At 65.4% G+C, this 12,640-nt stretch carries 15 protein-coding genes; 6 read left to right on the forward strand and 9 right to left on the reverse strand.

The genetic code is table 11. The features are described 5' to 3' along the window. Positions 1 to 26 precede the first annotated feature (26 nt). Positions 27 to 842: a DUF3658 domain-containing protein gene (locus QW868_RS15500; protein ID WP_316230873.1), complete on the reverse strand. Its 816-nt coding sequence runs from the start codon at positions 840 to 842 to the stop codon at positions 27 to 29. 48 nt (positions 843 to 890) lie between these two features. Further along, entirely contained in the window at positions 891 to 1,943 is a 1,053-nt protein-coding gene (locus tag QW868_RS15505) for a hypothetical protein (RefSeq protein WP_316230874.1), read from the reverse strand. Positions 1,944 to 2,319: 376 nt separating this feature from the next. Between QW868_RS15505 and QW868_RS15510 the strand changes: the two genes are divergently transcribed. Then, positions 2,320 to 2,538 (forward strand): hypothetical protein, encoded by a 219-nt coding sequence (locus tag QW868_RS15510; RefSeq protein ID WP_315738343.1) that lies wholly within the window; start codon positions 2,320 to 2,322, stop codon positions 2,536 to 2,538. 44 nt (positions 2,539 to 2,582) lie between these two features. On the opposite strand, the gene QW868_RS15515 is transcribed toward QW868_RS15510, so the two are convergent. The 4 genes from QW868_RS15515 to petA form a co-directional block, all read right to left on the reverse strand. Next, positions 2,583 to 3,257 (reverse strand): dienelactone hydrolase family protein, encoded by a 675-nt coding sequence (locus tag QW868_RS15515; protein WP_315717281.1) that lies wholly within the window; start codon positions 3,255 to 3,257, stop codon positions 2,583 to 2,585. Between the two features lie 43 nt (positions 3,258 to 3,300). Then, entirely contained in the window at positions 3,301 to 3,600 is a 300-nt protein-coding gene (locus QW868_RS33585; protein WP_409999176.1) for a YnfA family protein, read from the reverse strand. A 185-nt stretch (positions 3,601 to 3,785) separates the two neighbouring features. Continuing rightward, positions 3,786 to 5,858 carry a cytochrome c1 gene (locus QW868_RS15525; RefSeq protein ID WP_316230875.1) on the reverse strand — a complete coding sequence of 691 codons (2,073 nt, stop codon included), beginning with the start codon at positions 5,856 to 5,858 and terminating at the stop codon, positions 3,786 to 3,788. 60 nt (positions 5,859 to 5,918) lie between these two features. Further along, positions 5,919 to 6,449 carry a ubiquinol-cytochrome c reductase iron-sulfur subunit gene (gene petA / locus QW868_RS15530; RefSeq protein WP_315738712.1) on the reverse strand — a complete coding sequence of 177 codons (531 nt, stop codon included), beginning with the start codon at positions 6,447 to 6,449 and terminating at the stop codon, positions 5,919 to 5,921. Between the two features lie 279 nt (positions 6,450 to 6,728). Here petA and QW868_RS15535 point away from each other — a divergent pair, with 279 nt between their 5' ends. The 5 genes from QW868_RS15535 (at position 6,729) to QW868_RS15555 (ending at position 9,965) form a co-directional block, all read left to right on the forward strand. Further along, positions 6,729 to 7,214 carry a tRNA (cytidine(34)-2'-O)-methyltransferase gene (locus QW868_RS15535; RefSeq protein ID WP_316230876.1) on the forward strand — a complete coding sequence of 162 codons (486 nt, stop codon included), beginning with the start codon at positions 6,729 to 6,731 and terminating at the stop codon, positions 7,212 to 7,214. Continuing rightward, on the forward strand, positions 7,211 to 7,840 hold the full coding sequence (gene queE / locus QW868_RS15540; RefSeq protein ID WP_315796844.1) for a 7-carboxy-7-deazaguanine synthase: 630 nt from the start codon (positions 7,211 to 7,213) through the stop codon (positions 7,838 to 7,840). Before QW868_RS15535 ends, queE begins: the two co-directional genes overlap by 4 nt. Positions 7,841 to 7,857: 17 nt before the next feature. Further along, positions 7,858 to 8,226 (forward strand): 6-carboxytetrahydropterin synthase, encoded by a 369-nt coding sequence (locus QW868_RS15545; RefSeq protein ID WP_316230908.1) that lies wholly within the window; start codon positions 7,858 to 7,860, stop codon positions 8,224 to 8,226. Positions 8,227 to 8,319: 93 nt separating this feature from the next. Next, positions 8,320 to 9,207, forward strand: a complete 888-nt coding sequence (gene hemF / locus QW868_RS15550; protein ID WP_316230877.1) for an oxygen-dependent coproporphyrinogen oxidase — start codon at positions 8,320 to 8,322, stop codon at positions 9,205 to 9,207. A 32-nt stretch (positions 9,208 to 9,239) separates the two neighbouring features. Continuing rightward, positions 9,240 to 9,965, forward strand: coding sequence for an HAD family hydrolase (locus QW868_RS15555; protein WP_316160523.1), 726 nt, complete (start codon positions 9,240 to 9,242; stop codon positions 9,963 to 9,965). A gap of 60 nt (positions 9,966 to 10,025) precedes the next feature. Here QW868_RS15555 and QW868_RS15560 read toward each other — a convergent pair whose 3' ends face one another. Genes QW868_RS15560 through QW868_RS15570 form a run of 3 tightly spaced genes read right to left on the reverse strand, consistent with a single transcriptional unit; the run spans position 10,026 to position 12,626 of the window. Next, a complete protein-coding gene (locus QW868_RS15560; RefSeq protein WP_316230878.1) occupies positions 10,026 to 10,799 on the reverse strand; it encodes an ABC transporter permease in 774 nt (257 codons plus the stop codon). After that, complete coding sequence (locus QW868_RS15565) at positions 10,783 to 11,613, reverse strand: ABC transporter ATP-binding protein (protein ID WP_316230879.1); 831 nt, start codon at positions 11,611 to 11,613, stop codon at positions 10,783 to 10,785. The genes QW868_RS15560 and QW868_RS15565 overlap by 17 nt, the downstream gene beginning before the upstream one ends. Before the next feature lie 14 nt (positions 11,614 to 11,627). Continuing rightward, positions 11,628 to 12,626 carry an ABC transporter substrate-binding protein gene (locus QW868_RS15570; protein WP_316230880.1) on the reverse strand — a complete coding sequence of 333 codons (999 nt, stop codon included), beginning with the start codon at positions 12,624 to 12,626 and terminating at the stop codon, positions 11,628 to 11,630. Positions 12,627 to 12,640 lie beyond the last annotated feature (14 nt).

Here is a 12,640-nt window from a genome sequence, read left to right on the forward strand (position 1 = left end):
AGGCTGTCCCACCGTGCGGATGTCCTTCAGGCTGTCGCTGTCGCGCCAGCCGGCAGCCGCAACTCGCTGCGATGCATATGAAGCAAATCGCCACGATACTCCAAGCGGGCTGCTGCGACGAGCGCGCGGACACGTGCGAACAACTGCAGATCCCCTGTCTGCATCCCGTCGGTACAGGTCTCGCAGAGCGCCTCCCCGATGATCCTCGCAGTCTTCTTCCATTCTGCGGTGGCGCAGGACAGCAGCAGGGGATCGAAGTGCGTGATCGGGGCTGAGACGAGCTCGCCATCGCGGAGAATCCGGAAAGGCGCATTCTCCGCCCTGAGGCGTGCCCATTGGCCGCGACAGGCATCGCGTATGTCCGATGTCAGATCCTGCCGAAAACTCCAGAGTTGATTATCGCTAATGATGGAGGACTTCAGCTCGCCCAGGCTGAACACCTGGTGCGGGTTGGGTGCGCCATTGTCCCCTGCCCTCACGACAGCGTCGGTGAAATCGACGATCTCGATCGGCTCATCGCCAAGCCGCCACAGGAGTTCGAGGAAGCCGGCATATTCCTGGGTCGACCGCCGCGTGAGCCAGGCGATCCGCCGGGAGTGGTGTGAGAGCGCCTCATCCCAGAACGCTATCGCTTGGCCGCCGACTTCGTCCCAACCGGAGACTTCCAATTCCTGGTCCACCCAGGCGGTTCGCAGCGCCGGATCGGGCGGAGCGATCGGGCCGAAGCTCAGGCTGTCGGCAAGACCAATGACGCGCTCATCGCGACCAGCTTGCTGGAGCGCAGCCCGCAACGTGGCCGCCGCGGACATGTTGAAGACGACATGAAGGATCGAGCCGGACATCGACTGGCCTGCACCCCTATTCCTCGTCGGCTGACGCACGATGCCGCCTCACGTCCCCGGCTTCACCAGCCCGAGCTCAGCGAACTTCATCTCCGTCGCCACCACGGCATTCTCATACACCTCGCCGCGCTCGACGAAGTAGTTGAAATAGCCGGTCGGCGTCTCCGGCTGGATCTCCACCAGCTCCACGGTCTTGTATTTCGGATCGGTGATCACGCCGCCCGCGATCAGATCGTTGATGCGCTTGAGCGCGTCGACCTCGGCCTTGTAGCCGACCGAGAACCACATCTCAGTGGTCCAGTCCTGCACCTCGAACCAGTTGGCGGGCGCCTGGCCCTGCCACCCCTGGGCGAGCGGGCGGACGGCGAAGATGCGGTCGAAGCCGTGCAGCTCGGAGATGATGCTGGCGCGGTGATAGGCGCCGTCCATCTGTCCCTGCGGCAGCTTGGTGAAGCCGTAGAGCGACAGCCACAGCGCAGCCTTGACCGCCTCTGGCGTGATCGGGCGGATGGCGCGCTCGGCCAGCACCTCGGAGGCGTAGCGCAGATCGCGCTTGGCCGCCGATTGCCGCGCCTTGACGGCATGGGCGTTGGGAACCGACTTCTCCGCCGGCAGCAGCGCCCGCGCCGCCTCGTTGCCATAGAGATAGCCCGTGCCCGCCTCAGGATCATAGGTGTTGAACACGACGCCGATCGGCGTGGCATTGAGCGTCTCCGCCGCGTGCGCGAAGTCAGCCTCGCTGCGCACCGGGACATATTGCTGCGCCGGCCACAGCCGGTCCGCGAGGGCGTTGAACGGGCCGTCGCGCCAATCCGGCCAGGAGACGAATCGCGCCAGCGCCTCGGCATAGGCGGGACGAAACACGCCGGGATAGCCGAACAGCACTGTGCGCAGCTGCGACGCCGGATCTCTGAGGCGGTCGGAGGACATCAGCTCGTTGCGCAGATCGAGACCCTGAAGCCACGCCGACAGCACCAGGATCTGGCCGGACGTCGCGGTGACGAGATCCGGCGTGACGCCCCAGGCGCGGGCGGTGTCGAGGAAGCCGGCGCCATGGGCGTTCAAGCCGCCCAGCCCAGCCAGCGCAAAGGCCACACGCACGGCTTTCTCCATCAGCAGAGGGACCGGAGAATGCTACCTCAGATTGTTTCGGCGACGCAACCGACGGCGAGACACGGCGAATTCGACCATCGAACGAAGCGACGCGCTGCGAACATGATCAATGCTCAGATCCCCACAAAATCCCGGTGATTCGCGGAAGCGTACGGCGGCAAGCGGCGAAAAGCTGCAGCCGGCGGCTGTGAGCCCCCTCCACAACCTCATGTTGCGCGCGTGCAGAATGCTTCACTTATCGACCAATGATTGTCGCAACCCCCAAAAAAGTTACATAACTTGGCTGTGCGCGAGGGCAACACTGTTGTCTAGCTGCAATAGTGTGGCAATGATTGGTTAACCATATTGAATTACCTTGGTTAACATGGCCCGCGGCAAACAGCCTTCAGTGTCGCATGCGCTCCCGAAGCAGCCGACGCTGCTCGATTGCTTCCTCGAAGCGCAGGCGAAGCGGACGAAGCGTCGGCGACGCCCCGCCGACGCGGTGACCAGCGCCGATCCCTTGGATCCTGCAAACGACGCTTCGGCTCTCGATGAGGCCGAACAGCCGTCGGCCGAGACCAAGACCGCCCGCGCGGTTTGAGTCCGCGCGGCACGGTTGAGGACCGACACGCCGGCCCTCTCGGCTCAGCCGAGGTGCTTGTGGAAGAACGCCGTGGCTCGGCCCCAGGCGAGCTCGGCGGCTCTGCGATCGTGCACGGTCATGCGCTGCTCGTTCACGAAGGCATGCTCGGCATCGTAGCGATAGAGCTCGAGCGACTTGCCGGCGGCCTTCATCGCCTTCTCGAAGCCGTCCACCAGCGCCGGCGTGCACCAGTCATCCTTGTTGGCAAAGTGGGCCTGCAGCGGGATCTTGACGTCGGCCGGCTTCGCCGCCTGCTCCGGCGGAATGCCATAGAACACGACGCCGGCGGCGAGCTCGTCGATCTTGGTCGCGCCGATGATCGTCACCGCGCCACCGAGGCAGAAGCCGGTGAGGCCGACCTTGGCGCCGTTGCGCGCCAGATATTGCGCGGCCCCGCGCACGGTCTGCGTGGTCGCGTCCATGAAGTCGAGCGAGTTCATCTCCCGGCCCGCCGCATCCGTGTCGTGATAGGGCACCACCGTGCCCTTGTAGAGATCGGGCGCCAGCGCGTTGAAGCCGGCGAGCGCGAAACGATCGCACATCCCCTTGATCTGGTCCTGCAGGCCCCACCATTCCTGGATGACGACGACGCCCGGCGCATCGGCCTGCGCGGCCTTGGCGAGATAGCCCTTGGCCTCCTGGCCGTCGGGGCGCTTGAAGCTGATGAGTGTGCCCATGTGTTCCTCCGCATTTTCTGATTGGGATGCTCAGGAGCGCGGTTTACCGCAAATCCGTGTCCGGCGCGACGGGAGCAATCGGGTTCGTTTCAACGTGACTCCCGTAGCCCGGATGAGCGCAGCGACATCCGGGACCACAACCGGCGCCGCGACGATCCCGGATATCCGGGCGATGGCCCTCGACCAGCCAGCCCCACAGCAGCGCCGCGGTGATATCGATGCCGCCATAGGCGGCATAGGCGCGGCCGGCGAGCGGGCTGTCGGCCAGGGTCAGCAGATAGGCAAAGCCGGCAAGCGCGGCCAGCCCCGGCAGCAGCCATAGCGGCGACTGGCCGAGCCGCAGCTAGGCCCAGAACGCGAAGCAGCCGCCGATTTCGAGCACGGCGGCGCCTGCGAAGGCCAACGATGAAGTCATGCGTCCCCTCCTCTGCCGTGCCTCGCCAATGGCGCGACGGCCAGACCGGCCAAAAGCAAAAAAGCCCCCGAAGGGGCTTTTTCAATCTCATGCCGTGATGGTCCGCACACCGCTCAATGCGCGGCGGCCCAGACCCGCTTCTTGGTGAAGTACATCAGGCCGGCGAAGATGATCAGGAAGATGAACACCTGGTAGCCGAGGCGCTTGCGCGCTTCCATGTGCGGCTCGGCGGTCCACATCAGGAAGGTCGCGACGTCGTGGGCATACTGCTTCACGGTGGCCGGCGAGCCGTCGTCGAACGTCACCTGGCCGTCGGACAGCGGCGGCGGCATCTTGATCGCATGCCCGGGGAAGTACTTGTTGTAGTACGAGCCCTCCGGGATGGTGACGCCGTGCGGCGGGGTTTCTTCATAGCCCTGCAGCAGCGCGTTGATGTAGTTCGGGCCCTGCTCCTGGAACTGGGTGAAGAAGTCGATCAGGAACCAGGGGAAGCCGCGCTTGTATGAGCGCGCCTTGGCCATCAGCGACAGGTCCGGCGGGGCCGCACCGCCATTGGCGGCCCGTGCGGCCTGTTCGTTCGGGAACGGCGACGGGAAGTAGTCGGCCGGCCGGCCCGGACGCTCGAACATGTCGCCGGCGTCGTTGGGACCGTCCTTGATCTTGTACTCGGCCGCGAAGGCGGCGGCCTGCACCGCCGAGTAGCCGGGTCCACCGGGCTCGGCGAGGTTGCGGAACGCCACGTATTGCAGCGAATGGCAGTTCGAGCAGACTTCCTTGTAGACCTTGAGGCCGCGCTGCACGGCGCCGCGATCGAAGGTACCGAACGGACCGGCGAACGACCAGCTCGCCGACGGCGGGTTCTCCTGGCCTTCGCTGGCACGGGCGTCGCCCATGCTGCCGGCGAGCAGCGACACCGCGGCGACCAGCGCGATCACGGTCGAGACCATCGGCGCCGCCTTGCGGCCGGACTTGGCCAGCACGTCGTCAGCGATCGAGTTCGGCAGCGGGCGCGGCCGCTCGATGCGCGCGAGCAGCGGCAGCACGATCAGGAAGTAGGCGAAATACAGCACCGTCAGGATGCGGCCGAGCACGACATAAACGCCCTCCGGCGGCTGCGCGCCGAGATAGCCCAGGCCGATGCAGACGACGACGAAGATCCAGAAGAACTGCTTGCCGAGCGGACGGTACTTGTTGGAGCGGGTCTTGGCCGAGTCGAGCCAGGGCAGGAACACCAGCACGATGATCGCCGCGAACATCGCCACGACGCCGGCGAGCTTGTTCGGGATCGAGCGCAGGATGGCGTAGAACGGCAGGTAGTACCATTCGGGCACGATGTGCGCCGGCGTCACCGCCGGGTTGGCCGGGATGTAGTTGTCGGCCTCGCCGAGATAGTTCGGCATGTAGAAGATGAACCAGGAATAGAAGATCAGGAAGCAGGTGGCGCCGAAGAAGTCCTTGATGGTGGCGTAGGGCGTGAACGGCACCATGTCCTTCTCGGTCTTCGGCTCGACGCCGGCCGGGTTGTTCTGGCCGGCGACGTGCAGCGCCCAGACGTGCAGCACGACCACGCCGGCGATCAGGAACGGCAGCAGATAGTGAAGCGCGAAAAAGCGGTTCAGGGTCGGGTTGCCGACCGAATAGCCGCCCCACAGCAGCGTCACGATGCTCTCGCCGAAATACGGCACGGCCGAGAACAAATTGGTGATGACGGTGGCGCCCCAGAAGCTCATCTGACCCCACGGCAGCACGTAGCCCATGAAGCCCGTCGCCATCATCAAGAGATAGATGATGACGCCGAGGATCCAGAGCACCTCGCGCGGCGCCTTGTATGACCCGTAATAGAGGCCGCGGAACATGTGGATGTAGACGGCGAGGAAGAACATCGACGCGCCGCAGGCATGCATGTTGCGCAGCAGCCAGCCGTAGTTCACGTCGCGCACGATCAGCTCGACCGACTTGAAGGCCAGGTCGGCATGCGGCGTGTAGTGCATCGCCAGGATGACGCCGGTGACGATCTGGACACCCAGCATCATCGAGAGGATGGCGCCGAACGTCCACCAATAGTTCAGGTTCCGCGGCGTCGGATAGGCAACGAAGGACGAGTGGACCAGGCCGATGATCGGAAGTCTTTGCTCGAGCCACTTCAAGGCGGGGTGGCTCGGCTGGTAGTCAGAAGGTCCACTCATGATGCGTTCCTGAAGAAATTATCTTGCACGATCGAGCGTGAGCTGAAGACGAACGTCCGCTCAGCCGATCTGGATCTTGGTGTCGGAAACGAACTGATAGGGCGGGACGGGAAGGTTGAGCGGCGCCGGCCCCTGGCGCACGCGGCCGGAAGCATCGTACTGGGAGCCGTGGCACGGGCAGAAGAAGCCGTCGTAGTTGCCTTCATGGGCGATCGGGATGCAGCCGAGATGGGTGCAGATGCCGATCACGACCAGCCACTGCTCGTGGCCGTCCTTGGTGCGCGACTGGTCGGTCGCCGGATCGATCAGGCTCGACACGGGAACCTTACGGACCTCCTCGACCTGCTTCTTGGTGCGGTGGGAGATGTAGATCGGCTTGCCGCGCCAGAACACCTTGATGTCCTGACCTTCGGCGACCGGAGAGAGGTCGACCTCGATCGGCGCGCCGGCCGCGATGGTCGAGGCATCGGGATTCATCTGGGAGATGAAGGGCCACAGGGCGGCCACACCACCGACCGCTGCGGTCGCGCCCGTGGCGACGAAAAGAAAATCCCGGCGTGTCGGATGATCCGCAGTAGACGCTGTCACGATTCCAACCCTTTCTTCGTTGCAGCCGGTGGAACCGCCCCGCTCGACGTCTTGGATCTCGGCGTTGGAGATCACGTGACCGGGAGATCCTGCCGGCGCCCGCGTCCCCCGCGGCGGCAGAAAACGGCTCGCTCCACCGCCCCTGGGGAACAAGCCGTCCAGAATCGTTCTATTGGCACCCTTGCGATACGAGCGCAAGCCCGCTATCGGCCCTGCAGCACGCCATGCACCAATTCCCGCGCAGGAAGCGGACTTTCCGCCTCAGTCTTAAGACCAATTCGCATGCAGATCGCGCTCTATCAACCCGACATTCCGCAGAACACCGGAACGATCCTGCGGCTGTGCGCCTGCCTCGGGCTCGCGGCCCACATCATCGAGCCAGCCGGCTTTCCGGTGTCGGACCGGCAGTTCCGCCGCGCCGGCATGGACTATCTGGACCAGTTGAATTGGCGGCGTCACGATTCATGGCACGCGTTCGAGGCCTGGCGGGCGGCGGCGGGCCATCGCCTGCTGCTGCTGACGACCAAGGCCGCGACCTGCTATCTCGACTTCAGCTACGGCGCGGACGACATCCTGCTGCTCGGGCGCGAGAGCGCCGGCGTGCCGGAGGCCGTGGCGGAGGTCACCGATGCGCGGCTGCGGATTCCGCTGCAGCCCGGGCTGCGCTCGCTGAACGTGGCGATGGCGGCGGCGATGGCCGCCGGCGAGGCGCTGCGCCAGACCGGACAATTCGTCCAAATGCAATCTGCACAAGGAGCCGAAGGGTGAGCTACGCGGTGAAGGAAATCTTCATGACCCTGCAGGGCGAAGGCGCCCAGGCGGGGCGCGCCGCGGTGTTCTGCCGCTTCGCCGGCTGCAACCTGTGGAGCGGACGCGAGGCCGACCGCGCAACCGCGACGTGCCGGTTCTGTGACACCGATTTCGTCGGCACCGACGGCACGCTCGGGGGCCGCTATGACAGCGCCGATCTCGCCGAGGCGATTGCCGGGCAATGGACAGGCGGTGCCGCCGACCGCTATACGATCCTCACCGGCGGCGAGCCGCTGCTGCAGGTCGATGCCGACCTGATCACGGCGCTCCACGCCCGCGGCTTCGCGGTCGGGATCGAGACCAACGGCACGCTCATTCCGCCCGACGGCATCGACTGGATCTGCGTCAGCCCGAAAGCGGGCGCCGAGCTGAAGCTGCGGCAGGGCCATGAGCTGAAGCTGGTCTATCCGCAGGACGGCGCCGGGCCGGAGCGGTTCGAAGGCCTCGCCTTCGAGCGTTTCTCGCTGCAGCCGATGGACGGGCCCGACGCGGCCGCGAACACGGCGCGCGCGATTCAATACTGCCAGCATCATCCGCAATGGCGGCTCAGCCTGCAGACGCACAAGATGATCGGCATCAGATAGGGATTGTGACTGACACGATGTGGGAATTGACCAAGTCGTTCACCTTCGAGGCCGCGCATACGCTGCCGATTACGACGCTCGGCGAAGCCAGCCAGGAAATCCACGGCCATTCCTTCCGCGCCGAGGTGACGGTGCGCGGCGATGCGACCAATCCCGAGACCGGCATGGTGGTGGATTTCGGCGTGCTGACGCAGCGCTTGAGCGAGATCCAGGCCATGCTCGACCACAAGTTCCTGAACAAGATCGAGGCGATCGGGCTGCCGACGCTCGAGAACCTGTCGCGCTTCATCTATGAGCACGTCCGCTCCATCGGCCATGTCACCAAGGTCAGCGTCCACCGCGACAGCTGCCGCGAGACCTGCACCTATTTTGGCCCGCAGGGCTGATCGCTTATGGTAGTAGCCAGGTGTAGCGACATGAGCGGTCCCACCCTCCCCTCCAGGGGAGGGTGAAAGAAACGCGCCCCGGGGAAAACTGCCATGACCACTGCCGCCATCAAGGATCGCAAGGCCCGCACCCGCGCCTGGTTCGAGAGCCTGCGCGACCAGATCTGCGCGGCGTTCGAGCGGCTCGAGGACGAGGCGCCAGCCGCCCTCTATCCACGTCAGGCCAGCCGCTTCGTGCGCACGCCATGGGAGCGCACCGATCATGCCGGCGGCCCGGGCGGCGGCGGCGTCATGAGCATGATGCACGGCCGGCTGTTCGAGAAGGTCGGCGTGCACTGCTCCACCGTGCATGGCGAGTTCGCGCCCGAATTCCGCAGCCAGATCCCGGGCGCCGCCGAGGATCCGCGGTTCTGGGCCTCGGGCATCTCGCTGATCGCGCATCTGTGGTCGCCGCACGTGCCGGCGGTGCACATGAACACGCGCTTCGTCGTGACCACCAAGGCCTGGTTCGGCGGCGGCGCCGACCTGACGCCGGTGCTCGACCGCCGCCGCACTCAGGAAGACCCGGATACGCTCGCCTTCCACGCCGCGATGAAGAGCGCCTGCGATGCGCATGCGGCGGTCGCGTCGTACGACAAGTACAAGCGCTGGTGCGACGAGTACTTCTACCTTCCCCATCGCAAGGAGCCGCGCGGCATCGGCGGCATCTTCTACGACCATCACGATTCCGGCGACTGGGAGGCCGATCTCGCCTTCACCCAGGATGTTGGCCGCGCCTTCCTGAAGGTCTATCCGGAGCTGGTCCGCCGTAATTTCAGCGCGCCTTGGACCGACGCGGACCGCGAGGAGCAGTTGATCCGGCGCGGCCGCTATGTCGAATTCAACCTGCTTTATGACCGTGGCACCACATTTGGGCTGAAAACCGGCGGCAATGTCGACTCGATCCTGTCCTCGATGCCGCCCGAAGTGAAATGGCCCTGAAACCTTCAGCCCCGCCGCCGCGTACCCAGGAGATGACCGCTCCCCTGCCCCGCGCCATGCTGATCGACATGGACGACACCATCCTTTCGGCCTATGGCCGGCCCGAGATCGCGTGGAACATCGTCGCCACCGAATTCGCCGACGAGCTGGCGCCGCATACCTCGCAGGAGGTGGCGGCCGCGATCCTCTCCTCGGCGCGCAGCTTCTGGTCGATCGCCGGCGCCGAATGGCGGATGAAGCTGATCCAGGCCCGCCAGGAGGTGGTCAAGGGCGGCTTCGCGGCGTTGACCGCCGCAGGCCCGGCGCTGCCGACCGAGCTTGCGATCCGCATCGCCGACCGCTTCACCGCCTATCGCGACGAGCAGATGTTCATCTTTCCCGGCGCGCATGAGGCGATCGACGCATTCAAGGCGCGCGGCGTCCGGCTGGCGCTCGTGACCAACGGCGAGGCCGGCCAGCAGCGCGCCAAGATCGAGCGCTTCGCGCTGGCGCACCGCTTCGACCACATCCAGATCGAGGGCGAGCACGGCTTCGGCAAACCCGAGGAGCGCGCCTATTGGCACGCGATGGAGCGGCTCGGCGTCGGCCCCGAAGACACCTGGATGATCGGCGACAATCTCGAATGGGAGATCGTGGCGCCACAGCGGCTCGGCATCTATTCGATCTGGATCGACGTCCATGGCGACGGCCTGCCGGAAGGCACCGATGTCAAGCCCGACCGCATCATCCGCTCGCTGACCGAGCTCGTGCCGGCCTGAAGCCTGGTGATCGATGCCAGAGCGCCGGCCCGTCAGGACCGGCGCTCTGTCGTATCCGGATCAGGCCGGACGCTCGGCGACGTTGGGGCGCCATTTGATCAGGCGGCTCTCCACGAGGTCGAGCAGCGCGTCGATGCACAGCACGAAGATCGCCAGGATGAAGATGCCGGCGAACACGCCGACCGCATCGAAATTGCCTTCGGCCTGCGCGATCAGATGGCCGAGCCCGGCGGACGAGCCGAGATATTCGCCGATGATGGCGCCGACCACCGCAAAGCCGACCGAGGTGCGCAGCGACGACAGGATCCAGCTCGCAGCCGCCGGGAAGTAGACGTGACGCAGCAGCTCCGAGCGCCGGGCGCCGAGGATGCGGGCATTCGCCAGCACCACCGGGTTGACCTCGCGCACGCCCTGCAGCGCGTTGAAGAAAGTGACGAAGAACACCAGGGTCACGGCAAGCGCCACCTTCGACCACAGGCCAAGGCCGAGCCATAGCACGAAGATCGGCGCCAGCACCACGCGCGGCACGGCGTTGAGCGCCTTGATGAAGGGATCGAGGATGCGCGCCGCGGATTGGTTGAGGCCGAGCCAGACGCCGGCGGTGACGCCGAGTCCGGTGCCGATGATGTAGCCGAGGATCGTCTCGGTCAGCGTCGTCGAGACATGCGCGTAGAAGCTCTGCGCCGACAGCCAGGCAAACACCTGCTTGAGCACCGCCAGCGGCGCCGGGAAGAAGAACGGATCGATGACGCCGTAGGTGACGCCTACCTGCCAGCCGCCGACGATGACGATCAGCAGCGCGAGCTGGATGAGGCGTTCAGTCATGGCGGGCATAGCTTTTCTCCACTTCCCCGCGCAGCGAGGCCCAGATGTTGCGATAGAGATCGGTGAAGCGCGGATCGAGCTTGATCTCGGCCACGTCGCGCGGCCGCTCCAGGTCGACCGGGAAGCTGTCGATGACCCGCGAGCCCGGTCCCGAGGCCAGAACGACGACGCGATCCCCCAGCGCGATGGCCTCCTCGAGATCGTGGGTGATCATGACCACCGCGCGCTTCTCCTCCTGCCACAGCCGCAGCAGCTCGTTCTGCATCAGATGGCGGGTGTGGATGTCGAGCGCCGAGAACGGCTCGTCCATCAGGATGACCTTCGGCCCATGGATGAGCGCCTGAGCCATCTGCACGCGCTTGCGCTGGCCGCCGGAGAGCTGGTGCGGATAGCGGTGCTCGAAGCCCTTCAGCCCGACCTTGACGAGCCAGGCCATTGCGCGCTCATGGCGCTCACGGGCCGACACGCCGCGGAACAGCGGGCCGAGCTCGACATTCTCGATCGCGGTCTTCCACGGCAGCAAGGCATCCTGCTGGAACAGATAGCCGATGTTGCCCTGGACGCCGCGCACCGGCTGGCCATCGATGGCGATGCTGCCGGCGCTCGGCTTCAAGAGGCCCGCGATGGCGTTGAGGATGGTGCTCTTGCCGCAGCCGGTCGGACCGGCAATGGCGAGAAACTCGCCATCGGCGACCGTGAGGTTCACGTCCCTGACGGCGGTGTAGTTGCCGAAGGACATGGTGACCTGATTGATCTCCACCATGTTCCTGGCGCTGCGGGACTGGACCATCGGGTCCAGGTCCTTGACGACGGCGAGTGCCATTGTTTCCCTCCCGATCAGTTCGAGACGCTCTGCGCCTTCACGGCGAAGGCGTTGGTGTAGGTCTTGGCGAGGTCGATCGACGTCGCATCCACCTTGTCGTTGAAGCTCTTGAGGACGAGCAGCGGCGTCTGCACGTCGGTCTCGTCGAACTGACCATCCCTGGAGAAGATCGCCTTGGCCTTCTCGACCGCTTTCGTATAGGTCTCCTTCTCGCCGGAGATGAAATCGTTCGGCAGCACTGCGACGATCTCCTCGGCATTGTGCGTGGCGATCCAGCGCAGCGCCTTGACCGTGGCGTTGGTGATCTTCTGGACCGTGCCCGGGTTCTTGGCGATGTACTGCTGGGTCGCGTAGAGCACGGAGGTCGGATAGATGCCGCCATAGACCTGCTTGGCGCCCTCGTCGCTTCGCGCATCGATCAGAATCTTGCCGATCCCCTTCTGCTCGACATAGGTCGCGGCCGGATCGTAGTTCACCAGCAGATCGATCTTGCCCTGCTCCAGCGCGGCCACGGCAGCGGCCCCTGATCCGACGCCGATCAGATACACGCTCTCGGCGGGAATCTTGTTCTGCTTGAGATAATAGCGGACGAAGAAGTCCGAGGATGAGCCGGGGGCGGTGATGCCGATCTTGGCGCCCTTGATGGTCTCCGGCCTGGCCGGGTCGAACGTCGCAGCCTTGCCACCGGCCAGCACCAGACCGGAATTGCGCGACAGCAGCACGAAGCCGACGACCGACTTGTTCTGCGACTGCATCTGGATGGTGTGGTCGTAGAAGCCGACGGCGACATCGGTCGATCCGGCGACCAGCGCCTGCAGCGTCTTGGAGCCGCCGGAGGCGAAATTCTCCACGGTGATGTCGAGCCCTTCCTTCTGGAACAGGCCAAGGCCCACCGCGACCGGAAACGGCAGGTTGTTCAGATTGTACGAGCCGACGCTGATGCGCACGGGCTCGGCGGCGGCCGAGCCGCAGATTGCGACAGCCGCAGTGATGGCGAGCATGAGACGACGCATGTGACTTCCTCCCT

Source organism: Bradyrhizobium sp. SZCCHNR1051 (assembly GCF_032489615.1).
Classification (GTDB): Bacteria; Pseudomonadota; Alphaproteobacteria; order Rhizobiales; family Xanthobacteraceae; genus Bradyrhizobium.

What these genes read in the sequence shown, in the direction of transcription:
- QW868_RS15500 (WP_316230873.1), bottom strand. Translation starts at nt 842, where the DNA reads ATGTCCGGCTCGATCCTTCATGTCGTCTTCAACATGTCCGCGGCGGCC.
- QW868_RS15510 (WP_315738343.1), top strand. Translation starts at nt 2,320, where the DNA reads ATGGCCCGCGGCAAACAGCCTTCAGTGTCGCATGCGCTCCCGAAGCAG.
- QW868_RS15515 (WP_315717281.1), bottom strand. Translation starts at nt 3,257, where the DNA reads ATGGGCACACTCATCAGCTTCAAGCGCCCCGACGGCCAGGAGGCCAAG.
- QW868_RS15525 (WP_316230875.1), bottom strand. Translation starts at nt 5,858, where the DNA reads ATGAGTGGACCTTCTGACTACCAGCCGAGCCACCCCGCCTTGAAGTGG.
- QW868_RS15535 (WP_316230876.1), top strand. Translation starts at nt 6,729, where the DNA reads ATGCAGATCGCGCTCTATCAACCCGACATTCCGCAGAACACCGGAACG.
- QW868_RS15545 (WP_316230908.1), top strand. Translation starts at nt 7,858, where the DNA reads ATGTGGGAATTGACCAAGTCGTTCACCTTCGAGGCCGCGCATACGCTG.
- hemF (WP_316230877.1), top strand. Translation starts at nt 8,320, where the DNA reads ATGACCACTGCCGCCATCAAGGATCGCAAGGCCCGCACCCGCGCCTGG.
- QW868_RS15555 (WP_316160523.1), top strand. Translation starts at nt 9,240, where the DNA reads ATGACCGCTCCCCTGCCCCGCGCCATGCTGATCGACATGGACGACACC.
- QW868_RS15560 (WP_316230878.1), bottom strand. Translation starts at nt 10,799, where the DNA reads ATGCCCGCCATGACTGAACGCCTCATCCAGCTCGCGCTGCTGATCGTC.
- QW868_RS15565 (WP_316230879.1), bottom strand. Translation starts at nt 11,613, where the DNA reads ATGGCACTCGCCGTCGTCAAGGACCTGGACCCGATGGTCCAGTCCCGC.
- QW868_RS15570 (WP_316230880.1), bottom strand. Translation starts at nt 12,626, where the DNA reads ATGCGTCGTCTCATGCTCGCCATCACTGCGGCTGTCGCAATCTGCGGC.